At 72.4% G+C, this 23,871-nt stretch carries 24 protein-coding genes; 11 read left to right on the forward strand and 13 right to left on the reverse strand.

Annotated elements, in window-relative coordinates; genetic code table 11:
- Positions 1–151 precede the first annotated feature (151 nt).
- The gene (locus AB0J33_RS03865) at positions 152–1,165 is read left to right on the forward strand and encodes a potassium channel family protein (protein WP_363609527.1); all 1,014 of its coding nucleotides are present in this window, start codon (positions 152–154) and stop codon (positions 1,163–1,165) included.
- Between the two features lie 36 nt (positions 1,166–1,201).
- Here the strand turns inward: AB0J33_RS03865 and AB0J33_RS03870 are convergent, their stop codons facing one another.
- Positions 1,202–1,681 (reverse strand): MarR family winged helix-turn-helix transcriptional regulator, encoded by a 480-nt coding sequence (locus AB0J33_RS03870; RefSeq protein ID WP_363609529.1) that lies wholly within the window; start codon positions 1,679–1,681, stop codon positions 1,202–1,204.
- Positions 1,682–1,763: 82 nt separating this feature from the next.
- Between AB0J33_RS03870 and AB0J33_RS03875 the strand changes: the two genes are divergently transcribed.
- Positions 1,764–2,408 carry an NAD(P)H-dependent oxidoreductase gene (locus tag AB0J33_RS03875; protein WP_363609531.1) on the forward strand — a complete coding sequence of 215 codons (645 nt, stop codon included), beginning with the start codon at positions 1,764–1,766 and terminating at the stop codon, positions 2,406–2,408.
- Positions 2,409–2,479: 71 nt separating this feature from the next.
- On the opposite strand, the gene AB0J33_RS03880 is transcribed toward AB0J33_RS03875, so the two are convergent.
- The 3 genes from AB0J33_RS03880 to AB0J33_RS03890 all read right to left on the reverse strand — a co-directional run bounded on the left by AB0J33_RS03880 (position 2,480) and on the right by AB0J33_RS03890 (position 7,117).
- Positions 2,480–3,514 (reverse strand): 2-oxoacid:ferredoxin oxidoreductase subunit beta, encoded by a 1,035-nt coding sequence (locus AB0J33_RS03880; protein ID WP_363609533.1) that lies wholly within the window; start codon positions 3,512–3,514, stop codon positions 2,480–2,482.
- Positions 3,507–5,354 carry a 2-oxoacid:acceptor oxidoreductase subunit alpha gene (locus AB0J33_RS03885; protein WP_363609535.1) on the reverse strand — a complete coding sequence of 616 codons (1,848 nt, stop codon included), beginning with the start codon at positions 5,352–5,354 and terminating at the stop codon, positions 3,507–3,509. The genes AB0J33_RS03880 and AB0J33_RS03885 overlap by 8 nt, the downstream gene beginning before the upstream one ends.
- A gap of 281 nt (positions 5,355–5,635) precedes the next feature.
- Entirely contained in the window at positions 5,636–7,117 is a 1,482-nt protein-coding gene (locus tag AB0J33_RS03890) for a hypothetical protein (RefSeq protein ID WP_363609537.1), read from the reverse strand.
- Positions 7,118–7,240: 123 nt separating this feature from the next.
- Here AB0J33_RS03890 and ndhC point away from each other — a divergent pair, with 123 nt between their 5' ends.
- Positions 7,241–7,618, forward strand: a complete 378-nt coding sequence (gene ndhC, locus AB0J33_RS03895) for an NADH-quinone oxidoreductase subunit A (RefSeq protein WP_363609539.1) — start codon at positions 7,241–7,243, stop codon at positions 7,616–7,618.
- 66 nt (positions 7,619–7,684) lie between these two features.
- Here ndhC and folP read toward each other — a convergent pair whose 3' ends face one another.
- Complete coding sequence (folP, locus tag AB0J33_RS03900) at positions 7,685–8,554, reverse strand: dihydropteroate synthase (protein WP_363609541.1); 870 nt, start codon at positions 8,552–8,554, stop codon at positions 7,685–7,687.
- Positions 8,555–8,709: 155 nt separating this feature from the next.
- Here folP and AB0J33_RS03905 point away from each other — a divergent pair, with 155 nt between their 5' ends.
- The 4 genes from AB0J33_RS03905 (at position 8,710) to AB0J33_RS03920 (ending at position 11,152) form a co-directional block, all read left to right on the forward strand.
- A complete protein-coding gene (locus AB0J33_RS03905) occupies positions 8,710–9,345 on the forward strand; it encodes a DivIVA domain-containing protein (protein ID WP_363609543.1) in 636 nt (211 codons plus the stop codon).
- The gene (locus AB0J33_RS03910) at positions 9,342–9,839 is read left to right on the forward strand and encodes an SRPBCC family protein (RefSeq protein ID WP_363609545.1); all 498 of its coding nucleotides are present in this window, start codon (positions 9,342–9,344) and stop codon (positions 9,837–9,839) included. The genes AB0J33_RS03905 and AB0J33_RS03910 overlap by 4 nt, the downstream gene beginning before the upstream one ends.
- Positions 9,840–9,933: 94 nt before the next feature.
- Positions 9,934–10,503 carry a DNA-3-methyladenine glycosylase I gene (locus AB0J33_RS03915; RefSeq protein ID WP_363609547.1) on the forward strand — a complete coding sequence of 190 codons (570 nt, stop codon included), beginning with the start codon at positions 9,934–9,936 and terminating at the stop codon, positions 10,501–10,503.
- Between the two features lie 25 nt (positions 10,504–10,528).
- A complete protein-coding gene (locus tag AB0J33_RS03920) occupies positions 10,529–11,152 on the forward strand; it encodes a hypothetical protein (RefSeq protein ID WP_363609549.1) in 624 nt (207 codons plus the stop codon).
- Here AB0J33_RS03920 and AB0J33_RS03925 read toward each other — a convergent pair.
- From AB0J33_RS03925 to AB0J33_RS03940, 4 genes are read right to left on the reverse strand one after another with little or no spacing between them, the layout of a single operon-like run.
- On the reverse strand, positions 11,149–12,390 hold the full coding sequence (locus tag AB0J33_RS03925; RefSeq protein ID WP_363609551.1) for a DUF1501 domain-containing protein: 1,242 nt from the start codon (positions 12,388–12,390) through the stop codon (positions 11,149–11,151). The genes AB0J33_RS03920 and AB0J33_RS03925 overlap by 4 nt on opposite strands.
- Before the next feature lie 14 nt (positions 12,391–12,404).
- Positions 12,405–13,703 carry a DUF1800 domain-containing protein gene (locus AB0J33_RS03930; RefSeq protein ID WP_363609553.1) on the reverse strand — a complete coding sequence of 433 codons (1,299 nt, stop codon included), beginning with the start codon at positions 13,701–13,703 and terminating at the stop codon, positions 12,405–12,407.
- A 59-nt stretch (positions 13,704–13,762) separates the two neighbouring features.
- Complete coding sequence (locus AB0J33_RS03935) at positions 13,763–14,554, reverse strand: enoyl-CoA hydratase-related protein (protein ID WP_363609555.1); 792 nt, start codon at positions 14,552–14,554, stop codon at positions 13,763–13,765.
- 4 nt (positions 14,555–14,558) lie between these two features.
- Positions 14,559–15,377, reverse strand: a complete 819-nt coding sequence (locus AB0J33_RS03940) for a PaaX family transcriptional regulator C-terminal domain-containing protein (protein ID WP_363609557.1) — start codon at positions 15,375–15,377, stop codon at positions 14,559–14,561.
- A 190-nt stretch (positions 15,378–15,567) separates the two neighbouring features.
- On the opposite strand from AB0J33_RS03940, the gene AB0J33_RS03945 reads away from it, so the two are divergent.
- A complete protein-coding gene (locus AB0J33_RS03945; protein ID WP_007455245.1) occupies positions 15,568–15,735 on the forward strand; it encodes a DUF3117 domain-containing protein in 168 nt (55 codons plus the stop codon).
- Positions 15,736–15,881: 146 nt separating this feature from the next.
- Complete coding sequence (locus AB0J33_RS03950) at positions 15,882–17,357, forward strand: M17 family metallopeptidase (protein ID WP_363609559.1); 1,476 nt, start codon at positions 15,882–15,884, stop codon at positions 17,355–17,357.
- A 105-nt stretch (positions 17,358–17,462) separates the two neighbouring features.
- Here AB0J33_RS03950 and AB0J33_RS03955 read toward each other — a convergent pair whose 3' ends face one another.
- The gene (locus AB0J33_RS03955) at positions 17,463–18,113 is read right to left on the reverse strand and encodes an O-methyltransferase (RefSeq protein ID WP_334502884.1); all 651 of its coding nucleotides are present in this window, start codon (positions 18,111–18,113) and stop codon (positions 17,463–17,465) included.
- Between the two features lie 233 nt (positions 18,114–18,346).
- On the opposite strand from AB0J33_RS03955, the gene AB0J33_RS03960 reads away from it, so the two are divergent.
- Both AB0J33_RS03960 and AB0J33_RS03965 read left to right on the forward strand, forming a co-directional pair.
- On the forward strand, positions 18,347–19,789 hold the full coding sequence (locus AB0J33_RS03960) for a trypsin-like peptidase domain-containing protein (RefSeq protein ID WP_363609561.1): 1,443 nt from the start codon (positions 18,347–18,349) through the stop codon (positions 19,787–19,789).
- A gap of 76 nt (positions 19,790–19,865) precedes the next feature.
- Positions 19,866–20,288 (forward strand): preprotein translocase subunit TatB, encoded by a 423-nt coding sequence (locus AB0J33_RS03965; RefSeq protein ID WP_363609563.1) that lies wholly within the window; start codon positions 19,866–19,868, stop codon positions 20,286–20,288.
- Positions 20,289–20,709: 421 nt separating this feature from the next.
- On the opposite strand, the gene AB0J33_RS03970 is transcribed toward AB0J33_RS03965, so the two are convergent.
- From AB0J33_RS03970 to AB0J33_RS03980, 3 genes are all read right to left on the reverse strand, one after another.
- Complete coding sequence (locus tag AB0J33_RS03970) at positions 20,710–21,858, reverse strand: Mrp/NBP35 family ATP-binding protein (protein WP_363609565.1); 1,149 nt, start codon at positions 21,856–21,858, stop codon at positions 20,710–20,712.
- Positions 21,859–21,934: 76 nt separating this feature from the next.
- Positions 21,935–22,585, reverse strand: a complete 651-nt coding sequence (locus AB0J33_RS03975) for a DUF1003 domain-containing protein (protein ID WP_363609567.1) — start codon at positions 22,583–22,585, stop codon at positions 21,935–21,937.
- Positions 22,578–23,864 (reverse strand): CBS domain-containing protein, encoded by a 1,287-nt coding sequence (locus tag AB0J33_RS03980; protein WP_363609569.1) that lies wholly within the window; start codon positions 23,862–23,864, stop codon positions 22,578–22,580. The genes AB0J33_RS03975 and AB0J33_RS03980 overlap by 8 nt, the downstream gene beginning before the upstream one ends.
- Positions 23,865–23,871: the final 7 nt, after the last annotated feature.

Raw genomic sequence — 23,871 nt, forward strand, 5'->3', positions numbered from 1 at the left:
TCCGTCTGCCGGCCACACCGGTTCGTCGTTGTCGTCAGGTAGTCGTCCGCGGGGCCGGGGTCGGTTGTCCGCCGCCGACCCGGACGTGCGGTTGGTGGCGTACCCGCTATGTTGTGGGCGTGCAGGCGACGGCGGGGGAGCAGGTTCGACGGTGATCCATTTTCCCGCGCAGCGCCGGGGCCCACTGAGCGCGCTGAGCCTTCGGCTCGCCGCCGCACTGGGTCTCGTCTTCGCCGTGGTCGCCGCGGTCTATCTGGGCCGCGACGGCTACCGCGACGTCAACGAGGACGGCCTCACCCTTCTCGACTGCTTCTACTACGCGGTCGTGTCGCTCTCGACCACCGGCTACGGGGACATCACCCCGGCCGCGCCCTCGGCCCGGTTGGTCAACGTCCTCTTCATCACCCCGGCCCGAGTGATCTTCCTGATCATCCTGGTCGGTACCACCCTGGAAGTTCTGACCGAGCAGTACCGGACCGGCCGTCGCCTGTCGCGGTGGAGGAGAGCCGTGAAGGATCACGTCATCATCTGCGGCTACGGCACCAAGGGGCGCAGCGCGGTCTCCGCCCTCATGGAGAACGGTCTGGACCGCTCGCGGATCGTGGTGGTGGAGCGCAGCGCTGCCGCCCTGCGGCAGGCCACCTCCGCCGGGCTGGTGGCGATCGAGGGCTCGGCGACCCGCTCGTCGGTGCTGAACGAGGCGCACGTCAAGAACGCCAAGGCCGTGATCATCGCGACTGACAGTGACGACGCGTCGGTGCTTGTCGCGCTGACGGTACGGCAGCTCACCGCCGGTCAGGTCCGGATCATCGCGGCGGCGCGGGAGGCGGAGAACGCCCCGCTGCTCAAGCAGAGCGGCGCGCACCACGTGATCGTCTCCTCGGCCACGGCGGGCCGGCTGCTCGGTCTGTCCACCTCGGCTCCGCCGCTGATCGACGTGGTGGAGGATCTGCTCACTCCCGGTCAGGGCATGGCGCTGGCGATGCGTTCGGCGGAGCGCGAGGAGGTGGGTCGCTCACCCCGCGAGCTGGACTCGCTGGTGATCGCCCTGGTGCGCCGCGGCAAGGTGGTCACCCTGGCCGATCGGGCCGGCGCGGTGATCGAGACCGGCGACATGCTCGTGCACGTACGTGACGACCGCCCCCAGTCGGCCGCGACCGCCTGATCGTCCCGCCGCTGCGCGGTATCAGCGGGTGGGGGATCAGCAGGTCTCGTCGGTGGCGCAGATCGTCTCGGCGCAATTGATCGCCGTGCCGGTGGAGGCACGGCTGAGCAGCTTGTAGAGCGTCTCCCGCTCGGCGGGATCGAGTGCGCCCAGCACCTCGTCCTCCGCGCTCGCGAGGGCGCATTCGGCCTCGCTGAGGCGTTTTGCCCCATCTTCGGTGAGTTCGACGACGTGCCGACGTCGGTCCTCGGGCGAGCGGCGGCGCTCGATCAGCTGCTTCGCCTCCAGGTCGTTGAGCAGCCCGACGATGTTGGTGCTGTCCATTTCCAGGATGGTGGCGAGCGCCTGTTGACCGGTGCCGCCACCGGCGCGCAGCACGGTGAGCGCGACCAGATGCCGAGGGCGCAGCCCCAGCGGGGCCAGCACCGACTCCGACCGCAGCCGCATCCGCCGGGCCAGATGGTCCAGGAGTGCGCCCGAGCGGTGCTCCGAGGGGTCGAGCGACAGCGCGGACATGTGACCCAGTCTACCGAGCCGGGGGAACATCGGCCTGCTATAAATAGTTGGTGCTGCACAGACGATCCTTGGAGGAGGAATAATGCACCTGCTGCATATCGATTCGAGCATTCGAGGTGACTGGTCGGTCAGCCGGCGGCTCACCGCCCGTGCGGTGGCCAACTGGCGCGCGGCCCATCCGGACGGCACCGTGACCTATCGGGACCTGGGCGCATCCCCCCTGCCGCACCTCGACTCGGAGGGCGGCCTGGCTCGGATGACGCCGCCGGAGCAGCACACCCCGGCGCAGCGCGAATCCTGGGAACTCAGCATGCGGGTGGTCGACGAGGTGAAGCAGGCCGACGTGGTGCTGCTCGGCCTGCCGCTCTACAACTACGGCGTGCCCAGCAGCGTGAAGTCCTGGGTCGACCACCTGATCGTCGCCGGCCTCACCTACGACCCGACGACGCAGGAGGGCATGCTCGGCGGTCGCGAGTTCGTGGTGCTGGCCACCCGGGGTGGCGGCTACGGCGAGGGCACCCCGCGGCACGGCTGGGACCACGCGGAGCAGTGGCTCCCGCACGGCCTCTCGATGACCGGCCTGGAGCCGCGCTTCATCAGCACCGAGCTGACCCTGGCACCAACGGTGCCGACGATGGCCGAGCTGATCCCGCTGCACGAGGCGAACCTCGCGGCGACCGAGAAGGAGATCGACAACCTCTGGCTGCCGGCCTCCGCCCAGCGCTGAAGGCAGCGCCGGTACGAACGAGAGCGGCCGTCCCCGTATCGGGGACGGCCGCTCTCGTCAGACCGGACGGGTCAGAGGATGGTCCAGGTGTCGCCGCTGCCCAGCAGCCCGGCGAGTTGCTGCTCGGGAGTCTCGGTGACCGTCGCCTTGGCGGCCGCGAGCTGACCCTGCACCACGCTGTCGTAGGACGGTCGGTCCACCGAGCGGAACACCCCGATCGGTGTGTTGCGCAGGTCCAGACCCGGCAGCCGGGACAGCGCGAACGCGTACGCCGGGTCGGTCACCGTGGCGTCGTGTACGACGATCTCCTCCGGCCGGACCGAGCTGGTCTCCCGGACCTCCAGGCCGAAGCCGCCCGGCGGGTGCACCACGCAGAACCGCCCGTCGGCGCCGAAGGTGACCGGCTGCCCGTGCTCCAGGCGAATCAGGTAGTCGTCCCGGGTGGACGGGTCCTTGAGCTGCTCGAACGCCCCGTCGTTGAAGATGTTGCAGTTCTGGTAGATCTCCACGAAGGCCGAGCCCTCGTGCTCGGCGGCGGCGCGCAGCACCGACTGCAGGTGCTTGCGGTCGGAGTCGATGGTCCGGCCGACGAAGCTGGCCTCCGCGCCGAGGGCGAGCGAGAGCGGGTTGAACGGCGCGTCCGCCGAACCGGCCGGTGTCGACTTGGTGATCTTGCCGACCTCGGAGGTGGGCGAGTACTGGCCCTTGGTCAGGCCGTAGATCCGGTTGTTGAACAGCAGGATCTTGAGGTTGACGTTGCGCCGCAACGCGTGGATCAGGTGGTTGCCGCCGATGGAGAGCGCGTCGCCGTCGCCGGTGACCACCCAGACCGACAGGTCCGGCCGGGACACCGACAAGCCGGTCGCGATCGCCGGGGCGCGACCGTGGATCGAGTGCATCCCGTACGTGTTCATGTAGTACGGGAAGCGGGACGAGCAGCCGATCCCGGAGACGAAGACGGTGCGCTCCCGGGGGATGTTCAGCTCCGGCATGAACTGCTGGATGGCCGCCAGGATCGCGTAGTCACCGCAGCCGGGGCACCAGCGCACCTCCTGGTCGGACTTGAAGTCCTTCGCGGTGAGCTTGAGGGCGACGGGCTCAGACATTCTTCAGGACCTCTTCCAGCGTCGTCTCCAGCTCGGCGGCCGTGAACGGGAGGCCGCGGACCTGGTTGTAGCTGATCGCGTCGACCAGGTAACGGGCCCGGATGACGTGGGCGAGCTGACCCAGGTTCATCTCCGGGATGACCACCTTGTCGTACGAGCGCAGCACCTCACCGAGGTTGGCCGGCATCGGCGCCAGGTGCCGCAGGTGCGCCTGGGCGATGGACAGGCCGCGCTGACGAACCCCACGGCACGCCGCGCCGATCGGGCCGTACGTCGAGCCCCAGCCCAGGACCAGGACGCGAGCGTCGCCGTCCGGATCCTCCACCTCGATGTCCGGCACCGGGATGGTCTCGATCCGGGCGGCCCGGGTGCGCACCATGAAGTCGTGGTTGGTCGGGTCGTAGGAGATGTCACCGGTCTTGTCGGCCTTCTCCAGGCCGCCGATGCGGTGCTCCAGGCCCGGCGTGCCGGGGATCGCCCACGGCCGGGCCAGGGTCTCCGGGTCGCGCAGGTAGGGCAGGAAGGTCGTGCCGTCCTCGCCGTTGGGCCTGGTGGCGAACTCGACCCGCAGGTCGGGCAGCGACTCCACGTCGGGCAGCAGCCACGGCTCGGAACCGTTGGCGACGTAGTTGTCGGACAGCAGGATCACCGGGGTGCGGTAGGTGAGCGCGATCCGGGCCGCCTCCAGCGCCGCGAAGAAGCAGTCCGACGGTGACCGGGGCGCGATCACCGCGACCGGCGCCTCGCCGTGCCGACCGTAGAGGGCCATGTTGAGGTCGGCCTGCTCGGTCTTGGTCGGCATGCCGGTCGACGGGCCGGCGCGCTGCACGTCCACGATCACCAGCGGCAGCTCCAGCGCCACCGCGAGCGAGATGGTCTCGCTCTTGAGCGCCACGCCGGGGCCGCTGGTGGTGGTCACCCCGAGCGACCCGCCGTAGGAGGCGCCCAGGGCGGCGCCGACAGCGGCGATCTCGTCCTCGGCCTGCATGGTGAGGACGCCGAAGCGCTTGTGCTTGCTCAGCTCGTGCAGGATGTCCGACGCCGGCGTGATCGGGTACGCGCCGAGGAAGACCGGCAGCCCGGAGCGCACCCCGGCGGCGACCAGCCCCAGCGAGAGGGCCGCGTTGCCGGTGATGTTGCGGTACGTGCCCGGCTTCATCTTCGCCGGCTTGACCTCGTAGCGGACCGCGAAGTCCTCGGTGGTCTCGCCGAAGTTCCAGCCGGCCTTGAAGGCGGCGACGTTCGCGGCGACCAGCTCGGGACGGGCCGCGAACTTGCGCTCCAGGAAGCGCAGCGTCGACTCGTAGGGCCGGGAGTACATCCAGGAGAGCAGGCCGAGGGCGAACATGTTCTTCGACCGCTCGGCGTCTTTCTTGGACACCTGGTGGGCGGCGAGCGCGCCGACCGTCATCGAGGTCAGCGCCACCGGGTGCACCACGTAACCGGCCAGTGAGTCGTCGTCCAGCGGGCTGGCCTGGTAGCCGACCTTGGCGAGGTTGCGCTTGGTGAACTCGTCGGTGTTGACGATGATGTCCGCGCCGCGCGGCAGGTCGGCCAGGTTTGCCTTGAGGGCCGCCGGGTTCATCGCCACCAGCACGTTGGGCGCGTCGCCCGGGGTGAGGATGTCGTAGTCGGCGAAGTGCACCTGGAAGCTCGACACGCCGGGCAGGGTGCCGGCGGGAGCCCTGATCTCGGCGGGGAAGTTTGGCAGCGTGGAGATGTCGTTGCCGAGCTGTGCCGTCTCCGAGGTGAACCGGTCGCCGGTCAGCTGCATGCCGTCGCCGGAGTCGCCGGCGAACCGGATGACCACCCGGTCGAGTTGACGGATCTGCTTGGTCACTGTGCCACCTTCGTTCGCGACTGCGGGGCTCGCCCGGCCACGGAACCTCCTTGACGCAACGTTTCACCGCACCGCCCAGGCTGGTCCGGCCGCTGTCGTACCTCACCTGAGAGCCTACGTCTAAGGGAGCCCTAACCATCCCCGGAGGTCCGCCGACTGGGACCAGAAGGGGTCGAGAAATGCCCGAGTTTGAGGGGTTACGACCCGCCCGCCGTAATTCAGATCACCACCGGAATCGTGCGGACTACCCCGGCCACGCCGCGGCCGGGGTCGCCCGTCGTTCAGTCGGCGGAGTTGGCCGTGGGTCCGGGCGCCGGACCGGCGAACCGGCGGCGCAGCGAGGTCGTGGCCAGGGTCAGCGCCAGCACCACCAGCAGCGTGGAGACCGCGATCAGGATGATCGCGGTGCGCTCCACCGAGGTCAACCCGCCGTCTCCGGTCGCGGCGCCGGCGGGGAGCACACCCTGCGAGCCGGTCGGAGCGGGCGGAGACACCACCGGCGTGGCCAGCGCGGCCGCCGCGGTGATCCGGAAGCTCATCTGCACCCGGCGGGTCGGGCCGCTGCGCGGATCGAGTTGGCCGATCACAGCGCCGGACAACGGCGCCTCCCGTTGCGCCTGCGGCGTCGCCTCCACCGGCAGCCGCACCTCGGCGGTCGCGCCCGCCGCCACCGGCCCGGCGTCGCAGCGGGTCCGGGTGGGGTCGACCGCCACGCAGCCGGGCGGTGGGGTCGGCACGGTCACCCCGGCCGGCAGGACGACCTCGACCGCGCCGGCGGCGTCCACCTTGCCGGTGTTGCCCAACCGGATCGTGACGGTGCTGGGGTCGCCGCTGATGTCGAAGGCCACCTCGTCGGCGGCCAGCGCGATTCCGGGCACCGGCGGACCGGGTGGGAAGAGCACCGCGAAGCCCTGGTCGTCGGTCGCCTCCCCGGGCGTTCCCGGCGCCTCCGCGACGACCTGGACGGAGCCGCTGAGCGGCATCTGCTTCCACGCGGTGCCGGCGACCCGCAGGCGGAGCAGCGTGCTGAAGCGGACGCCCGGCCCGGCGGTCCAGGCCCCACAGCGGTACGCCCCACCGCCGACGGTGGCGCAGCCCTTCGTGCCGGCGTCGGTCAGTCCGGCCGGGAGGGTGTACGAGAGTCGGATCCGTTCCGTGGTGGTGCCGGTGTTGTGCACCGTGACCTGGAGGGTGGCGGCCGTGCTCGCGGTGTTCCAGTACGCCGCGTTGAGGGTGACGTCGCCGGTGGTGACCTGCACCCCCAGCGGGCTCTGCGGCGCCGCCGAACCCGGCGCGGGCGGGTGGACCGGCGGGGCCGGGGGTGTCGGCGGGACCGGGGGCACCGTCTGCCCGGGCGGTGCCGGGGGCCCGGCGGTGGGTGGTCTGGTGGTGCCACCCGGCGCGGGCGCGGTGGTGGTCGGCGCCGGCGGGACCTCCGGGGCGGTGGTCACCGGGGGCGGTGGCGTCGTCTCCGGTGGTGGCGCGCTGGTTTCCGGCGCCGGCTCGGTCGGCCCAGGCCCGCCGCCGGGCCCCTCCTCGGTCGGGGTGGGTTCGGCCGGCGTGGTCGGCGGTTCTTCCCCGCCGGGCTCGTTGACCGGGTCGGCCGAAGTCGTGATCGGGTCCGTGTCGGGCGCGGCCGCGCCGGCCCAGGTCGGTCCCACGGCGAGCGCCGCGAGCAGGCCGGCCGCGAGCGCGGTCGCCAGCAGGGGCGTGGAACGCCGCCCCTCCGCCCGGTTACCGGGCGATGCCTTCACGCGGGCCATCTGTCCTCCGGTGACATGGGTGGGTGTCCAATATTCGGTAACAATTGCCCCGGAGCACTAGTCCCATCCGGAAACAAATCCGTAACGTGTTTGGGACGGCGGGCAGACGGTAGGCTGCCCACTGTGACCGGATACCTGGGCTCGTACGCGACGCTCGGGCTCCTCCTGCTCGCCAGCGTTGTCTTCTTCGTTACGGCGTTCTCGGCCAATCGGGTGTTACGTCCGTCGCGGCCGGCCGATCCGCCAGGCAAGCGGGCCAGCTACGAGTGCGGGCTCGACCCGGTCGGTGCCGACTGGGCGCAGATGCAGATCCGCTACTACGTGTACGCGTACCTGTACGTGTTGTTCGCGGTCGAGGCGGTGTTCCTCTTCCCCTGGGCGGTGGTCTTCGACCGGCCGGGCTTCGGCCTGGTGACGGTGGTGGAGATGGCGCTGTTCGTGGCGGTGCTCGCGCTCGGCATCCTCTACGCCTGGCGTAGGAACATCCTGCGCTGGACCTGAACGCCCCGGCCTCCGGCGATCGTGCCGGTCCTCCGACCGTTCGCGGTCGGTTGGCGCGACAACCGGTCAGGCCAGTCCCCGGCGGGTTTCCGTGGGCGGACGGTCGCCCCGGATCGAGGCCACCATGTCCAGTACCCGGCGGGTCGGGCCGACCTGGTGGGCCCGGAAGACCTGCGCGCCCAGCCAGGCGGAGACCGCCGTCGCGGCGAGCGTCCCCTCCAACCGTTCGGCCACCGGCAGGCCCAACGTCTCACCGATGAAGTCCTTGTTGGAGAGCGCCACCAGCACCGGCCAGCCGGTCCCGGTCAGCTCGCCCAGCCGGCGGGTGATCTCCAACGAGTGCCGGGTGTTCTTGCCGAAGTCGTGGGCCGGGTCGATGAGGATGCCGTCGGGGCGTACCCCTGCCGCCACCGCACGCTCGGCGAGCCCGGTCACCGTCGCGACCACGTCCGCGACCACGTCGGGAAAGGCGGCCCGGTGCGGCCGGGTACGCGGCGTCAGGCCCCCGGCGTGCGAGCAGACCAGGCCGGCGCCGGTCTGGGCGGCCACCTGGGCCAACGCCGGGTCGGCGCCCGACCAGGTGTCGTTGAGGAGATCCGCGCCGGCCGCCACGGCCTCCGTCGCCACCTCGGCACGCCAGGTGTCGATGGAGATCACCACCTGCGGGAACGCGGCCCGGACGGCGGCGATGGTCCGCACCGTGCGCCGGATCTCCTCGGCGACGTCCACGTCCGCGCCGGGACCGGCCTTGACCCCGCCGATGTCGATGATGGCCGCACCCTCGTCCACCGCCCGCTCCACCGCGCGCAGCGCGCTGTCGGCGGCGAAGGTGGCTCCCCGGTCGAAGAACGAGTCCGGCGTGCGGTTGATGATCGCCATCACCACCAGCTCGCCCGGGGCGAACGTGTGCCCGCCCAGCCGAAGCGCCCCGGCCATGCCCGCCTCCTGGAAGTCCGCGCCGCCGCCGCCGCGTCGGCCGGTCCCGACGCTAGTCGGTCGTCCGTGCGCGGTTCCGACGGGCGTCGGCACCGATCGTGATCGGGGCGGGTGGCGGGGTCGCTCCCGGCCGGCTGCCATGCCACGATCAGTACATGGGTCAGCTTCTGCTCCTCCTGGTCGTGGCGTTGACCGTCGCGGCGGTGATATTCGGCGTGACGGTGCTGGTCAGTGGCCGTGATCCCGGCCTGGTGCCGGCTGAGCCGGATTCGCAGGCCGTGGCGTTGCCGGGCACCCGACCGCTGCGCGAATCCGACGTGGGGGCGGTCCGTTTCGACACCGGTTTGCGCGGGTACCGGATGGACCAGGTCGATCAGGCGATGCGGCGTGCCGCCTACGACATCGGCTACAAGTCCGAGCTGATCGGCGTACTGGAGTCGGAGGTCATCGCGTTGCGTGAGGGGCGCACCGACGACGCGGACGTGCTACGCCAGGCCCGCGAGCAGTCCGCCAGCAAGGCGACGACCGCGGACACGGCCGAGCCGGGCACCGCGGCTTCCACGGCACCGGGCAAGGACACGCCGCTGACCGACGAGGCGGGCTCGGCCCCGGTCGGCTCCACGGCCCCCGGCCCGCTGCCCGCCGCCACCGCGTCCCCGGCGGATTCCGACGGTGTGGCACCTGCCGTCGGTCCAGCCGACCACGAGTCGGCCGATCGTGAGCAGACCGCCGGCGCGCCCGCCGACGGCACCGAGCAGCGCGACGCGGTGGTTCGGTCGGAGTCGGCGTGACCGAGCCGGAGGGCGCCGACGATCTTCGGGAGGCAGCCCGACCCGGTGCCGGTGAGGTGACCGCCACGGTGATCGTCGACGCACCGGCGGAGCAGGTCTTCGCCGCGCTGCTCGCCTGGGAGCGTCAGTCCGACTGGATCCCGTTCACCCGTGTCCGGGTGGTCGAGGGGGACGGGCGCGAGGGCAGCCGGATCGAGGCGGTGACCGCGCTCGGCCGGGCGACGTTGCGCGACGAGATGCGGGTGGTCCGGGTCGACGAACCGTACGAGATCGGCGTGGTGCACCACGGCCAGTTGCTGCGCGGCCCGGGGGTGCTGCGCTGCACCCAACTGGGTCGGGCCCGCACCCAGGTGGTCTGGCACGAGTGGTTCCACCTGCCGGGCGGTTGGGCTGGTCGACTGGCCTGGCCGGTGCTCTGGCCCGGCTCCAAGCTCGGGCTCACCCAGGCGCTGAAGAGGTTCGCCCGTCTGGTCGAGCAGGGCCGGCTGCCCTAGCCCCATCGCCGGGCTGGTCGCGGTGTCGGCGCCGCCGTGGCAGCCGAGCGGCCGGTGGCAATGGGCGTCGGACGGATGCCCTAGCGTGTACGAGGTGACTGACCTGGTGATCGGCCCGGATGGGCTGGCTCGCTGCGCCTGGGGGTCGAGCACCCCCGACTACGCCATCTACCACGACACCGAGTGGGGGCGGCCGCTGCGCGGCGACGACGCGCTCTACGAGCGGATGACGCTGGAGGCGTTCCAGTCCGGGCTGTCCTGGCTGACCATCCTGCGCAAGCGTCCGGCGTTCCGGCTGGCCTTCGACGAGTTCCACATCCCGACCGTCGCCAACTACGACGACGCCGACGTGACCCGGCTGCTCGCCGACGCCGGCATCGTCCGCAACCGGGCCAAGATCGAGGCGGCGATCGCCAACGCGCGCGCCGCACTGGAGCTGCCGGAGGGCCTGTCCGAGCTGCTCTGGTCCTTCGCCCCGGAGCCCCGGCCCGCTCGGCCCACCTCGTTCGCCGAGCTCGCGCCGATCACACCCGAGTCGACGGCGATGGCCAAGGCCCTCAAGAAGCGCGGCTTCCGGTTCGTCGGCCCGACCACCGCGTACGCGCTGATGCAGGCCACCGGAATGGTCGACGATCACATCGTCGGCTGTCACGTCACCCTCTGACCGGCAGCGTGATGAGATGGCAGGCATGACGACCGAGACCGCGCACCGGGCCGCTGCGGCCGGCAACGCCGACGGGCAGGGCACCTGGGCCGTGCTGCTGCCCGCCGAGCGGTACGAGGCCGAGCGGCTCGTGCACCACGACACGCTGGAGCTGACCGGGCTGACCGACATTCCCCGGCCCGCTCCGGGAGACCAGGTGGCGGTGCTGGTCGACACGCCCCCACGGCTGGTGGCCCTCGGCCGGGTCAGCGCGCCGGCTCAGCGCCACCGCGAAGACCCGGACGACCCGCAGTCCCCGACCGAGCCGGGGACGCTCGTCGTGGCGTACACCCGGCGGGCCTTCGACGAGCCGGTACCGGCCGACCTGCTGACGCTCGACGGGCCGGTCACCGCACTGGAGCCGGCGGCCTTCCGGGCGCTGGCCGACCAGCTCGGCCCGCCCCCGGCACGGCGCACCTGGCTGGTCAGCCTCGACCTGCCGATCGAGGCCGGCACGCCCGCCGAGGCGGTGCGGTTGTTCTGGTCCTACGTACAGGAGTTGGGGCCGCGTGAGCTGCCCGCCTTCGTCTCGCCGGCCGGTGACGAGTTGGCCATGCAGGCGTTCGTGCTGGGCGAGCAGGCGAACCAGGACCCGGAAGAGGACGACTAGAGGAGCTTGTCCACTCGTCCCCGCCAGTCGGCGAGGACCGGGCCGGGGTCGGTGTCCAGCACGCGCTCCAGCAGCGTGGCGTAAACGTCCCGGAAGTCGGTGGTGTATTTCAGGTCGCCGTCGTCGAGGTCGGTGAGGCTCGGCGGTGCGCCGTACCAGCCGCCACGGACCCCCGAGCCGAGCAGCAGCACGTCCGAGGCGGTGCCGTGGTCGGTGCCGTCCGAGGCGTTGGCCCGGACCCGACGGCCGAACTCGGAGTAGACCGCCACCACCACCTTCCGGCCCGCCTCGGTGCGACTCATCCGGTCGGCGAACCCGGTCAACGCCCGGTCCAGCTGACCCAGCAGGACGGCCTGCAACTGCTTCTCGTCGGCGTGTGTGTCGAAACCGCCCAGTGACACCGAGAAGACCCGGGTGGACACTCCCGCCTCGACACACTGCGCTACCAGGTCGAGCTGCGCGTCCAGCGGGGTGCGTGCCCCGCCGGTGGCGGTCGCGGGGGCCTGCTCGCCGTCCGGGTCCGCCGTGTCCGGGTCCGCCGAATCGCGTACCTGCCGGATCATCTCGTCCACCGACCGCAGGTCGGCGAAGCAGGCGGCGGCGCGACCCCGGGCCGCCGACTCACCCGCCTCGGCGGCGGCGAACGCGGTGAGCGTCTCCGCGGGCAGCCCCTTGGCGGCCTTCCGATCGGTCACCGGCACGGCGGCGCCCGCGCTGCGCTCCCCGGCCAGCAGCGGCGGCAGCGCCGGCTCGAACGAGACCGCCAGCCGGGGATCGCCACCGGACCGGTCCAGCCAGCGCCCCAGCCAACCGGTGTTGCCCGGCCGGTCCGGTTGCGCGGTGTGCCAGATGTCCATCGACCGGAAGTGGCTGCGGTCCGGCTTCGGGTAGCCGACCCCGCGCACGATCGCCAACCCACCACCGGACCAGCGCTGGTGCAGGCCGGCCAGGGCAGGGTTGAGACCGAAGTCGTCGTCCAGCCGCCGCACCTCCCCGTCCGGGTAGGCCAGCTCGGGGCGAGCGGCCCGGTAGGCGGGGTCGCCGTACGGAATGACGGTGTTGAGGCCGTCATTGCCGCCGTAGAGGGTGACCAGCACCAGCGTGCGCGACTGCGGGTCGCGGTCTCCGCTGGTGTCCAGCAGGTCCCGCAGGCTGTACGCGCCGGCCCCGGCGGCCAGCGCGCCCGCGCCGACCACCCCGCTGGTCAGCAGGAACCTGCGTCGGGTCAGGGTGTCCATGTCGACTCCTCCGCTCAGCTGACGGTGTATTCGGGGCTGACCAGTCCGGCGGCCAGCAGCTTGCGCGGCTCGCCGGCCAGCGGGGTGAGGGCGGCACGGGTGCGGGCACCCCAGCCGTCGACCACCAGCAGGCGAGCCAGGGCGTCCGCCCGGCCGGCGGTGGGCGCGGCGGTCAGCCGGGCCAGCACCGCTGGTGCCGTGGCGGCGGCGAGCACCCCGGCCGTGCGCAGCCGGGCCTGCAACGACGAGGTGGTCAGCCAGGCCGCACCGGCCGGCCAACCGCCCACGCTGGGCGGTCGCAGCGGCACCTGGTCCAGCGCGTTCAAACCGGCCCGCAGTTGTTTGCGTTGCTGTTCGGGTAGCGCGGACGGCCGGACGCCGAGCTGCCGTAGCGCGCCGACCAGCCACTCCACCGGCTGCTTGACCAGCGTGCCCCGGGTCTGCGCGAAGGCCGGCGCGGAGAAGACCGCGCGCAGGGTCGCGACGGTGTCCGCTCCGGCCAGGCCGTCCGGCGCCGGGGTGTCGGTGCCGGCGTAGCGGGCCCAGAGCCGCCCGGCCACGAATGTCGCCGCCGCGGGCTGGGCGGCCAGCAGACCGGCGTACGCCTCGGCGTCGAACCGGCCGCTCTGCCCGAGGATGCTCTTGTCCCCGGGGTCGTGCCGACGGGCCTCGAAGCGGGCGGCGCCGGTACGCCGGTCGACCACCCAGCCGGTCAACGCTCGCGCGCCGGCCTTCACGTCGGCCTCGCTGTAGTTGCCGATGCCGAGGGTGAACAGCTCCATCAGCTCGCGGGCCAGGTTCTCGTTCGGTGCCTTGCGGGTGTTCTTCTGCCCGTCCAGCCAGAGGATCAGGGCGGGGTCGCGCACCATCGCGGCGACCAGCGGGCCCAGCGGCCCCCGACCGTGCCGCCGCAGCGTCTCCAACTGGCCCGCCATCATCCGCGCCGACTTGACCTTCTGCGCGCTGGTGGCCCAGTGGCCGTGCCAGAAGAAGACCAACTTCTCGGTCAGCCCGTCCTCGGCGGCCACCATCCGGTCCAGCCACCATTCGGTGATCTGCTGGAGTTGCTTGCGGCGTTCCGCGTTGGCCTGCTGCCGCTGCTCCCGGGTGGAGTCCTTGGTCAGCTCGGCGTACGGGTCGCCGGGCAGCGCCGGGACCGGCGTGGCCGCCGCACCCCGATCCGCCCGGGCCGGGGTGAGCACCCGGTCCAGGGTCGCCGTCAGCCCCGCCCGCTCGGCCGCGTCCACCTCGTCGGCGGTCGGCCCGAAGGTGGCCCGGCGCAGCAGGTGCGCCACCGCTTCACGATCGCTCATGCCGGCTGACGCTAGGCGGCCGGTGTTCGAGGACGGTAAGGGCGGGGTCCGAATCGCGTTCAGCGTCCCTCGAAGACCGGTTTCTGTTTGGCGACGAAGGCCGACGTGGCCGCCCGGTGGTCGGCGGTGGCGCCGCAGATCGACTGGGCCTGCGCCTCGGCGGCGAGGGCGTCGGCCAGGGTCCCGGCGTCGGCGATGGAGAGCTGCCGCTTGATTGCCCCGTACGCGACGGTCGGGCCGGCGGCGAGGCGGGCGGCCAGTTCCTGCGCGGCGGGCAGCACCTGCTCGTCGTCGTCGGTCAACCGGTTGAGCAGGCCCAGTCGGCAGGCCTCCTCGGCGCGGACCGGCTCGGCCAACATCAGCAACTCCACCGCCTTGGCGTGGCCGACCAGCCGGGGCAACGTCCAGGAGGCGCCGGTGTCGGCGGCGAGGCCGACCTTGGCGAAGGCCATCAGGAAACTGGTGCTCGGGCCGCCGATCCGGATGTCGGCGAGGAACGCCAGCGACGCGCCCGCCCCGGCGGCCATGCCCCGGACCGCCGCGATCACCGGTTTGGGCAGGTTGGCGAGCCGGGCGGCGATCGGGTTGTAGTGCGCCCGCACGGTGCCCAGCGGGTCACTGGCGGAATTTTCCAGGGTGGACACGTGCTCGCGCAGGTCCTGACCGGCGCTGAACGACCCGCCGGCCCCGGCCAGGACGACCGCGCGGCAGGACCGGTCGGTCTCCAACTCCGCCAGGGCGTCCCGCAGCGCCTCCTTGAGCGCCACGTCGAACGCGTTCATGGCGTTCGGCCGGTTCAGCGTGAGGGTGACGACGGCGTCGGTGCGGTCGACCAGCAGCGGCTCGGTCACGTGTCTAACGACCCTTCTGTCGGACGATGCGGTTGCCGGCGTCGAGGCACTGTTCGACGTACCGGTCGGCGGCCGGACGCAGGCGGGCCGCGTGCCGGTCGAAGAAGCTGGCCGCAGCGGTGCCCGGCCACCGCTCGGGCAGCAGCGCCGGGGGTAGTTGCGGGTCCCGGAAGAGGAACGTACGCCACGCGTGCACCAGCCGGAACCGCGTCGCGTACGCCTCCTCGTCGCTGCTGCGGACGGTGACCGCCGCGAGCAGTGGGCGCTGGTCCGCGACGAACTGCTCGTAGGCGCGGCCGATCTCGGTCAGGTTCCAGGCCCGTCGGACCACGCCCATCGCGCCGGGGGTGCCGGAGAAGTGCGAGGCGGTGAACCGCTCGAACCGGATGCCGGTCTCGGCGAGGAGCAGGTCCACGTCCTCGGCGGGGCGGGTGGCGACCCAGGTCTGCTCGTCGAGCGTGCCGTAGCCGAGGAAGCTCAGGTTCGCGGCGAGCCGCTGCCGGTCCCGCCGGGAGCCCGGGGCCTCCAACACCAGCAGATCGAACCGGCCGTCCCAGGTGACCCGGCCGGTCCGGTAGATTCGCGCCGCTGCCTCGTCGAGTCGTCGGGCGGCTTTCGGTGTGATCGAATATCCCGGCCCGGAGACCAACCGGAGTGGTTCGAGCCAGCCCTGACGTACCATCCGGGACACCGCGGTGCGAACCGCCGGCGGTGCAATTCCCAGCGGCGCCAGCAGCTTGACCAGGGCAGCAACCGGTGCCCGGCCACCCCTCGGACGGAGGTGGTCGCCGTACAGGTCGAAGAGTGCCGACCGTGCCTGCATGACCGCACATTGTGACAGGCCTTCTCAAGATAAGCTAGATGCTGTTACATCAATGCTGCTCCGGTTTGGGTCCGGCGGTGTTCATCAGGGAAAATCGTTGGTCGACACCCCCGTGACCGTTGCGGGTGGTCGTGACGAAGTGGCTGTGGGGCAACCCACCGACCCTGGTGTAGGTCTGAGGGGAGACAACATGGCGGCGATGAAGCCGCGGACGGGCGACGGTCCGCTGGAAGTCACCAAGGAGGGGCGGGGCATCGTCATGCGGGTCCCGCTGGAGGGCGGTGGCCGGCTCGTCGTCGAGATGACTCCCGACGAGGCCAACGCGCTTGGTGATGCATTGAAGGCAGCGGCCGGCTGAGTAAGGAGTGCTCCGGGCGGCTGAGGCCGCCCGGAACGTTCTTCGGACCCTGAGCCACCGGAAACGCCGGTGGCTCAGGGTCTTCACTGCTGCGGGCAGGTGGGTTCGTTCCGGTCCGCGAGACTTTCCTGGAGGTACGGTTCCGCGTGCTCGCCATCCGTCTGATCGCCGAGCCCGACCGGCTCGACGTCCTGGTCCTGCCCGTCCGTCCCACCGATCCGACGGCGGGGGACGACACCTCGGCCGAGCCGGTGACGACCGCCGTGGCCGCCCCGGACGGCACGGCCGACGAGGCCGCCGCACTGGTGCCGGCCGCCCGGCTCACGGGTCGAGCCGGTGAGATCCACACCCAGCTGCGCCCCGGGCGTACCCCCGGCCGGCTGCTGCTGCTCGGCACCGGCGACGGCGGTGAGGCGGCCTGGCGGACGGCCGGCGCGGCCCTGGCCCGCTCCGCCGCAGCTGAGACGCATATCACCATCGCGTTGCCGGCCGAGGTGACCCCGGCCGCAGTCCGCGGGTTGACCGAAGGGCTGCTGCTCGCCCCGTACCGGTTCCGGTTGACCGAGGCCGCCGACCGACCGGCGCTCAGCAGCGTCGACCTGCTGCTCGCCGACCCGGCCGGGCACGAGGCCACCGTGGCCACGGCCCGGACCACGGCGGCGATGACCCATCTCGCCCGCGACCTGACCAACACCCCCTCGTCGGTGAAGACCCCGCAGTGGTTCGCCGATCAGGTGGCCTCCGCCGCAGCCGACCTTCCGGACCTGCGGCTGCGGGTCCGAGGCCCGGCCGAGCTGGCCACCGAGGGCTTCGGCGGGATCCTCGCCGTGGGCGGTGGCTCCGCCAGCGGCCCCCGGCTCGTCGAACTGGACTGGCACCCCGCCGACGCGCGGACCCACGTGGTGCTGATCGGCAAGGGCATCACCTTCGACACCGGCGGCATCTCGATCAAGCCGGTGGCGTCGATGAAGCTGATGCGAAAGGACATGGCCGGGGCCGCCGCGGTCGTCGCCGCCACCCTGGGCGCCGCCACGCTGCGACTGCCGATCCGGATCACCACGCTGGCTCCGCTCGCCGAGAACATGGTCAGCGGTTCGGCGTTCCGCCCCGGCGACGTTATCCGGCACTACGGCGGTACGACCAGCGAGACGACCAACTCGGACGCCGAGGGACGGCTGGTCCTCGCCGACGCTCTGGCGTACGCGGTGCAGCAACTCAACCCGGACCTGCTGCTCGACCTGGCCACGCTCACCGGCGCGAACTCGGTGGCGCTGGGCAAGCGCACCGCCGCCCTGTACAGCGAGAACGACGAACTCGCCGCCGCCGTGCTGGCGGCGTCCGAGGCGGCCGGGGAGTCGGCGTGGCGGATGCCACTGCACACCGACTACGTCGAGTACCTCGGCAGCGAGATCGCCGACCTCTACAGCGCGCCTTCGCAGGGTGCCGGTTCGGTGCTGGCCGCGCTCTACCTGCGCGAGTTCACCGGCGAGCTACGGGACCGCTGGCTGCACCTGGACATGTCGGCGCCATCCTGGGCGGACAGCGACCAGGCCGAGGTCAGCCGCGGCGCCACCGGCTGGGGCGTCCGGTCGTTGCTGCGCTGGCTGGCCAGCGTCGACTAGGCGTGTCGCGGACGTGCCGGTCGAGCCGGCTGGGCGGATCGGGGCGGGCCGGCCGGCGTCCCCGTGCGGCCCGGCGTGGGCCGGCCGGCACTTCCGACACGCGTCCTAGCACTTCACCGCCGCGAGCAGCCCGTGCCCGACCGGAAGCAGAGCGGGGATCCAGTGCTCCGACTCCCGGACCGCCTTGATCGTCTCGCGGACCGTCACCGTCTCCGCGTCCCGGGCGGCCGGGTCGCCGATCCGGCCGCTGGCCAGCACCCCGTTGAGCGCCAGCACGCCCCCCGGGCGCAACAACCGCAGCGCCGCCTCCACGCAGGCGTGGAAGCCGGTCGCCTCCGCGTCCACGAAGACCAGGTCGTACGCACCGTCGGCGAGCCGAGGCAGCACGTCGAGCGCACGACCGGTGATGATCCGGGTACGCCCGGCCGCGAAGCCCGCCTCGGCGAAGATCCGCCGGGCGATCCGCTGATGCTCCACCTCCACGTCGATGGTGGTGAGCACGCCGTCGGCGCGCATGCCGCGCAGCAACCAGACGCCGCTCACCCCGGTGCCGGTGCCGATCTCCACCACCGCGCGGGCGTTGCCGGCGGCGGCCAGCAGCCGCAGGGCGGCTCCCGCGCCGGGGGTGACCGCGTCCAGGCCCACCTCCCGGGCCAGGCTGCGGGCGGTGCGCAGAACGAGGTCCTCGGTGACGTACGACTCGGCGAACTGCTGAGCCTGCGTCGTCGAACTGCCGGAACCGGCGACCGTGGCGATGGGGCACCTCCGGGGGCGGTGCGTGGTGCGGGGGCGGGTTGGCACTGTGAGCGTAGAGGCGACCGTCATGGGACGCAGCCGCGCCTCCGCCTGAAGCGATCACCGAAGCAACCGCTGACTCCACCGCGTGCATCCGTGCAATCCTGGAGGCGGTATCCCGTCAGCCGCGACCAAACCGGCCCGTGGCCGGGCGACGCGGCGCGGGATCCGGGGACGGACTGGGAGGCACCGACGTGACCGACGGCTGGGACTGGCGCCGGGGCGGTGAGACTCCGGCTCCGGCGCAACCGCCCGGGGCAGGGACTCCGCCGGTGGGGCCGCCGACCACGCCGGGGGCTGACCGTACGCCCCTCGCACCGCCAGGTGGCGGACCGACGCCGAGTTGGCCGGCTACTCCGGCCGGGCCGACGCCGAGTTGGCCGGCTACTCCGGCCGGGCCGGCGTCGAGTTGGCCGGCGTCCACCGCGAGCGGGCCGGCGTCGCCGTGGTGGTCGGACGCCCTCGCCGATCCGTGGCGGGATCCGGCGGCACCGACCGCGGTGGTGGTGCCCGGCGTGGTGGTCGCCGGCACCGAGCCCGAGCCGGTCACCGATCCCGACGCGCCGGGCCGGCCGACACTGCGCCACCTGCTGCTCATCCCGGTGATCACCGCGCTCCTGGCCGGCACCCTCGGCGGTGCGCTGGGCTATGCGTTCGCGGTACGCAGCGGTGCCGGTGGAGCGGTGCTCGGTGGCGCGCCCGCGGAGGTGCCGGCGCTGGCCCAGCGCAAACCGGAGTCGCTGGCCGGGGTCGCCGAGCGGGTCCTGCCCAGCGTGGTCACCGTCCGGGTGAGCAGCCTCGGCGGGACCAGTGAGGGTTCCGGCTTCATCGCCACCGCCGACGGCCACGTGATCACCAACGACCATGTGGTGGCCGGCGGCACCGGAAAGGCCTCGGTGGTCTTCAACGACGGCAGTACGGCACCGGCGACCATCGTCGGTCAGGACCCGGAGTCGGACATCGCCGTGATCAAGGTGAGTCGTCCCGGGCTGCGACCGGTCGAGTTCGGCGACTCCGACGCGCTGGCGGTCGGCGACCCCGTGCTCGCCATCGGTTCGCCGCTGTCGCTGGCCAACACGGTCACCGCCGGCATCGTGAGCGCCCTGGACCGGACGATGCAGGCCGGTGAGCCGGGCGGCCCGGTGCGCTACTACGCGGCCATCCAGACCGACGCCGCGGTCAACCACGGCAACTCGGGCGGCCCACTGGTCGACGGCGCCGGCCGGGTGGTCGGGGTGAACTCCACCATCAAGTCACTGGTCGCCGAGGGGCAGGAGGCGGGCAACATCGGGCTCGCCTTCGCCATCCCGATCAACCAGGCCAAGCGGGTGACCCAGGACATCATCGGCACCGGCAAGGCCCGGCGTACGGTGATCGGCGCCCGGGCGGACGGCCCGACCGGGGTCGTCGGGGGTGGGCTGCGGCTGGCCGAGGTGGAACCGTCCGGCCCGGCGGACGGCGCCGGGTTGAGGGTCGGCGACGTGATTCTCAAGATCAATGGGCGGCCGATGACCGAGCCTACGGACCTCACCGCGCTGGTCCGCAAGTTCGCGCCGGGCTCGGTCGTGACCGTCGAGTTTCGGCGGGGCTCCGCCCGCCAGAACACCTCGGTAACTCTCGCCGCGGACGCGAAGTGAACAGCGGCGCACCCCTTGCCCGTAAGCCGTCCGGCGTGCGTAGTCTTGCTGCTGACGCCGAGAGGAGGCCCGCGGGATGCTCGACAACCTGAACTGGTGGGAGATCGGTGCGCTGCTGCTCCTGGCGCTGCTGATCTTCGGCGACCGGCTCCCCGCCGTGATCACCGACGGCCTGCGGTTGGTGCGCAACCTGCGCAACATGGCCCGCAACGCCACCGGCGACCTGAGTCGTGAGCTGGGCACCGACATCCAGCTGGAAGACCTGCACCCGAAGGCGTTCATCCGCAAGCACCTCCTCAGCGAGGAGGACGAGGCGGCGATCCGCAAGCCGTTGCAGGGCGTCTACGACAACCTGCGCGCGGACGTCACCGGCGTACACAACGACCTGAAGGACGTGGCCAACGCCGCCGACCTGCGGTCGAACGACACCCGGTCCGGCACGGCCACCGGCACGCCACCGGCGCCGGCCCCCCGGGCCAGCTACGACGACGCCACCTGACCGACGCGCGCCCGATCCCGGGGCGGTACCCCGCCCGGGCACGCGCTTGGCCTTGATCAACTCGATGTGCAGGAAGTCGGCCTGTCGACCGGCGCGGGACGCCCCGATTTCCAGAAACCCGAGTTGACCATGCCGCTAAGCGCCTGGCCTGGGGCTGGACCACCCGCCGACGCGACTCGGCCCACGACCGCGACTCGGCCCACGACCGCGACTCGGCCCACGGCGGCGACTCGGCCCACGGCGGCGACTCGGCCCACGGCGGCGACTCGGCCCGCGACGCGACTCGGCCCGCGACCGCGACTCGGCCCGCGACGCGACTCGGCCCGCGACCACGACTCGGCCCGCGACGCGACTCGGCCCGCGACCACGACTCGGCCCGCCGGCCACCAGCGGCCGACGGGCTGACGGGTGTTCGGGGCGGTCAGCGACCGGCGGGCTTGAGGCCGAGTGGCTTGCCGAGCAGCGACTCGCGACGCAGCGCGAGCCGGTCGGCGATGGTGCCGAGCGCCTGCGCGGCCGGGGACTCCGGCTCGGCCAGCACGATCGGGTTGCCGGCGTCGCCGGCCTCGCGGACCCGGGTGTCCAGGGGGATCTGGCCGAGCAGCGGCACCTGCGCGCCGATGGTGCGGCTCAGCGACTCGGCGACGGCCGTGCCGCCCCCGGAGCCGAAGATCTCCATCCGGGAGCCGTCCGGCAGTTCCAGCCAGGACATGTTCTCGATGACGCCGACCACCCGCTGGTGGGTCTGCAGGGCGATCGCGCCGGCCCGTTCCGCCACCTCGGCGGCGGCGGTCTGCGGGGTGGTGACGATCAGGATCTCCGAGTTGGGCAGCAGTTGGGCCAGCGAGATGGCCACGTCACCGGTGCCCGGCGGCAGGTCGAGCAGCAGCACGTCCAGGTCGCCCCAGTAGACGTCGGCCAGGAACTGCTGCAACGCCCGGTGCAGCATCGGGCCGCGCCACACGACGGCGGCGTTGCCGGACGTGAACATGCCGATCGAGATCACCTTCACGCCGTGCGACTGCGGCGGCATGATCATGTCCTCGACCCGGGTGGGTCGGCCGTCCGCGCCGAGCATCCGGGGCACCGAGTGGCCGTAGATGTCCGCGTCGACCACGCCGACGGAGAGCCCACGGGCGGCGAGCGCCGCCGCCAGGTTGACCGTCACGCTTGACTTGCCGACGCCGCCCTTGCCGCTGGCCACCGCGTACACCCGGGTGCGGGAGCCGGGCTGGGCGAACGGGATGACCGGCTCCTCGGTGGCGCCGCCGCCGCGCAGCTGCGACTGCAACGACTGCCGCTGCTCGGGGGTCATCACACCGAAGTCGATTTCCACGCCGGTGACGCCGGGCACCGCGGCGACGGCGGCGGTGATGTCCGTACGCAGCTTGTCCTTGAGCGGGCAGCCGGCGACGGTGAGCAGCAGCTCGACGCGTACGACACCGCTGGCACCGATGGTGGCGGAGCGGACCATGCCCAGCTCGGTGATCGGCCGGCGGATCTCCGGGTCGTTGACGGTGGCCAGGGCGGCCTGGATCGCGTCCTCGACCGTGCTCACGGGTGCTGACATGCCCGCAATGCTACGTCGCGGGGCATCCGCTGCCGCCGCTGCCCGGGGCGGTGTGAGCCAATCGATGACCGGACGGTCAGCCCTCCGACCGACGCGGGCCGGTGCCGTCCGGCCGGGCCTCCCGGGTGAAGTCGCCGTCCAGGTCGTCACGGGGTTCGTCCAGGCCGACACCGTCGGTCGGCCGCTGGCCACGCCGCTCCTGCCGGTTTTCCTTTTCCTGCTGGCGGCGCTCCAGCCGCTGTCGGCGCTGCCCCGCCTCGTCCAGTTCCTCGGCCAGCCGGGCCAGCTCGGAGCGGAGGAAGTCGCGGGTGGCGACCTCACCCAACGCGATCCGCAGAGCCGCGATCTCCCGGGCCAGGTACTCGGTGTCGGCCTTCTGCGCGGTGGCCCGCCGGCGGTCCTCCTCCAGCGCCACCCGGTCCCGGTCGGCCTGCCGGTTCTGTGCCAACAGGATCAGCGGGGCGGCGTAGCTGGCCTGCAACGACAGCACCAGGGTCAGGAACGTGAAGGTGTACGGGTCGAAGCGCAGGTTCGCCGGAGCCAACGTGTTCCAGACGAACCAGATCGTGATCACCACGGTCATGATCACGATGAAGTTCGCGGTGCCCATGCCCCTGGCGATGCCCTCGGACCACCGACCGAAGGCCTCCGCGTCGAACCGGGGCAGCTTGACGCCGCGGGGCTCGCGTGGCTGGTCGAGACGCTCCGTCCGCCGCTGGTCAGGCATCCGAGCCGTCCATCCCGGTGTCGGTGGAGCCCGGAACGGCCAGGGCGTCGCGGTCCCGCCAGTCCCGGGGCAGCGAGTGGTCCAGCACGTCGTCCACCGTCACGGCGCCGACCAGCCGGTTGTTCCGATCGATCACCGGCATGGCGACCAGGTCGTAGGTGGCCATCCGACGAGTGATCTCCGGCAGCGGCGTGGTGGGGCGCAGCGGGTCGATGTCGTTGACCACCACCTTGCCCAGCAGGTCCGCCGGTGGTTCGCGCAGCAGCGCCTGGAAGTGCACCATGCCCAGGTAGCGGCCGGTCGGCGTGTTCTGCGGCGCCCGGGTCACGAAGACCTGCGCGGCGACGGCGGGGGAGAGCTGCGGCTCCCTGATCCGGGCCAGCGCCTCGGCGACGGTGGCGTCCGGCGGCAGGATGACCGGCTCCGAGGTCATCACACTGCCCGCCGTGCCGGGGGTGTACTTCAGCAGCTGACGCACCGGGTCGGCCTCGTCCGGCTCCATGAGGTCCAGCAGCACGTCCTGCTCGGGTGGCGGCAGCTCGTTGAGCAGGTCCGCGGCGTCGTCCGGGTCCATCTCCTCCAGGACGTCGGCGGCCCGCTCCCGGTCCAGGGCGGCGAGGATCTCCACCTGGTCGTGCTCGGGCAGCTCGCTGAGCACGTCGGCCAGTCGCTCGTCGTCCAGCGCGGCCGCGACCTCGTTGCGCCGCCCGTCGGGCAGATCCTGCAACGCGTTGGCCAGGTCGGCCGGGCGCATGTCCTCCAGGACGGCGAGCAGGTTCGCCGTACCCCGGTTGTCGGCGATGCCGCTGAGCCCGCGCACCCGGTCCCACTCGACCTGGTGCAGGTGGCCGCGGCGGGTGAGTCGACCGGTCTGCTCCCGTACGGCGACGCGGGTCAGGGACCACTCGCCGCCCCGGGTGCACTCCATCGCGATGTCCACGACCGTGCCGGGCTGGCCGCCCGGGTCGAGTTGCACCCGCCGATCCAGGAGTTCCTGGAGCACCAGCAGTTCGTTCGGGCGTTTCTCGAACCGGCGCAGGTTGAGGGTGCCGGAGCCGAGCACGACGGCGTCGGCGTCGATGGAGGTGATCCGGTTGATGGACAAGAAGATCCGACGACGCATCGGCATCTCGGCGACCAGCCCCACCACCTCCGGCGGACGTTTGGTCGCCCGGAGCCGTGCCACGGCGTCACGAACCCGCCCCACCTGGTCGCCGTTCGGGTCGAAGACGGCGACTCCGGCGAGACGGGCGATGTAGACCCGGGTCGGCGTGCTCACGGGCACC

The organism is Micromonospora sp. NPDC049645, from assembly GCF_040675155.1.
GTDB lineage: Bacteria > Actinomycetota > Actinomycetes > Mycobacteriales > Micromonosporaceae > Micromonospora.

Coding starts and splice junctions, on each gene's coding strand:
- AB0J33_RS03870 (WP_363609529.1), bottom strand. CDS start 1,681: ATGTCCGCGCTGTCGCTCGACCCCTCGGAGCACCGCTCGGGCGCACTC.
- AB0J33_RS03875 (WP_363609531.1), top strand. CDS start 1,764: ATGCACCTGCTGCATATCGATTCGAGCATTCGAGGTGACTGGTCGGTC.
- AB0J33_RS03880 (WP_363609533.1), bottom strand. CDS start 3,514: ATGTCTGAGCCCGTCGCCCTCAAGCTCACCGCGAAGGACTTCAAGTCC.
- AB0J33_RS03890 (WP_363609537.1), bottom strand. CDS start 7,117: ATGGCCCGCGTGAAGGCATCGCCCGGTAACCGGGCGGAGGGGCGGCGT.
- folP (WP_363609541.1), bottom strand. CDS start 8,554: ATGGCCGGGGCGCTTCGGCTGGGCGGGCACACGTTCGCCCCGGGCGAG.
- AB0J33_RS03905 (WP_363609543.1), top strand. CDS start 8,710: ATGGGTCAGCTTCTGCTCCTCCTGGTCGTGGCGTTGACCGTCGCGGCG.
- AB0J33_RS03920 (WP_363609549.1), top strand. CDS start 10,529: ATGACGACCGAGACCGCGCACCGGGCCGCTGCGGCCGGCAACGCCGAC.
- AB0J33_RS03925 (WP_363609551.1), bottom strand. CDS start 12,390: ATGGACACCCTGACCCGACGCAGGTTCCTGCTGACCAGCGGGGTGGTC.
- AB0J33_RS03930 (WP_363609553.1), bottom strand. CDS start 13,703: ATGAGCGATCGTGAAGCGGTGGCGCACCTGCTGCGCCGGGCCACCTTC.
- AB0J33_RS03940 (WP_363609557.1), bottom strand. CDS start 15,377: ATGCAGGCACGGTCGGCACTCTTCGACCTGTACGGCGACCACCTCCGT.
- AB0J33_RS03945 (WP_007455245.1), top strand. CDS start 15,568: ATGGCGGCGATGAAGCCGCGGACGGGCGACGGTCCGCTGGAAGTCACC.
- AB0J33_RS03965 (WP_363609563.1), top strand. CDS start 19,866: ATGCTCGACAACCTGAACTGGTGGGAGATCGGTGCGCTGCTGCTCCTG.
- AB0J33_RS03970 (WP_363609565.1), bottom strand. CDS start 21,858: ATGTCAGCACCCGTGAGCACGGTCGAGGACGCGATCCAGGCCGCCCTG.
- AB0J33_RS03975 (WP_363609567.1), bottom strand. CDS start 22,585: ATGCCTGACCAGCGGCGGACGGAGCGTCTCGACCAGCCACGCGAGCCC.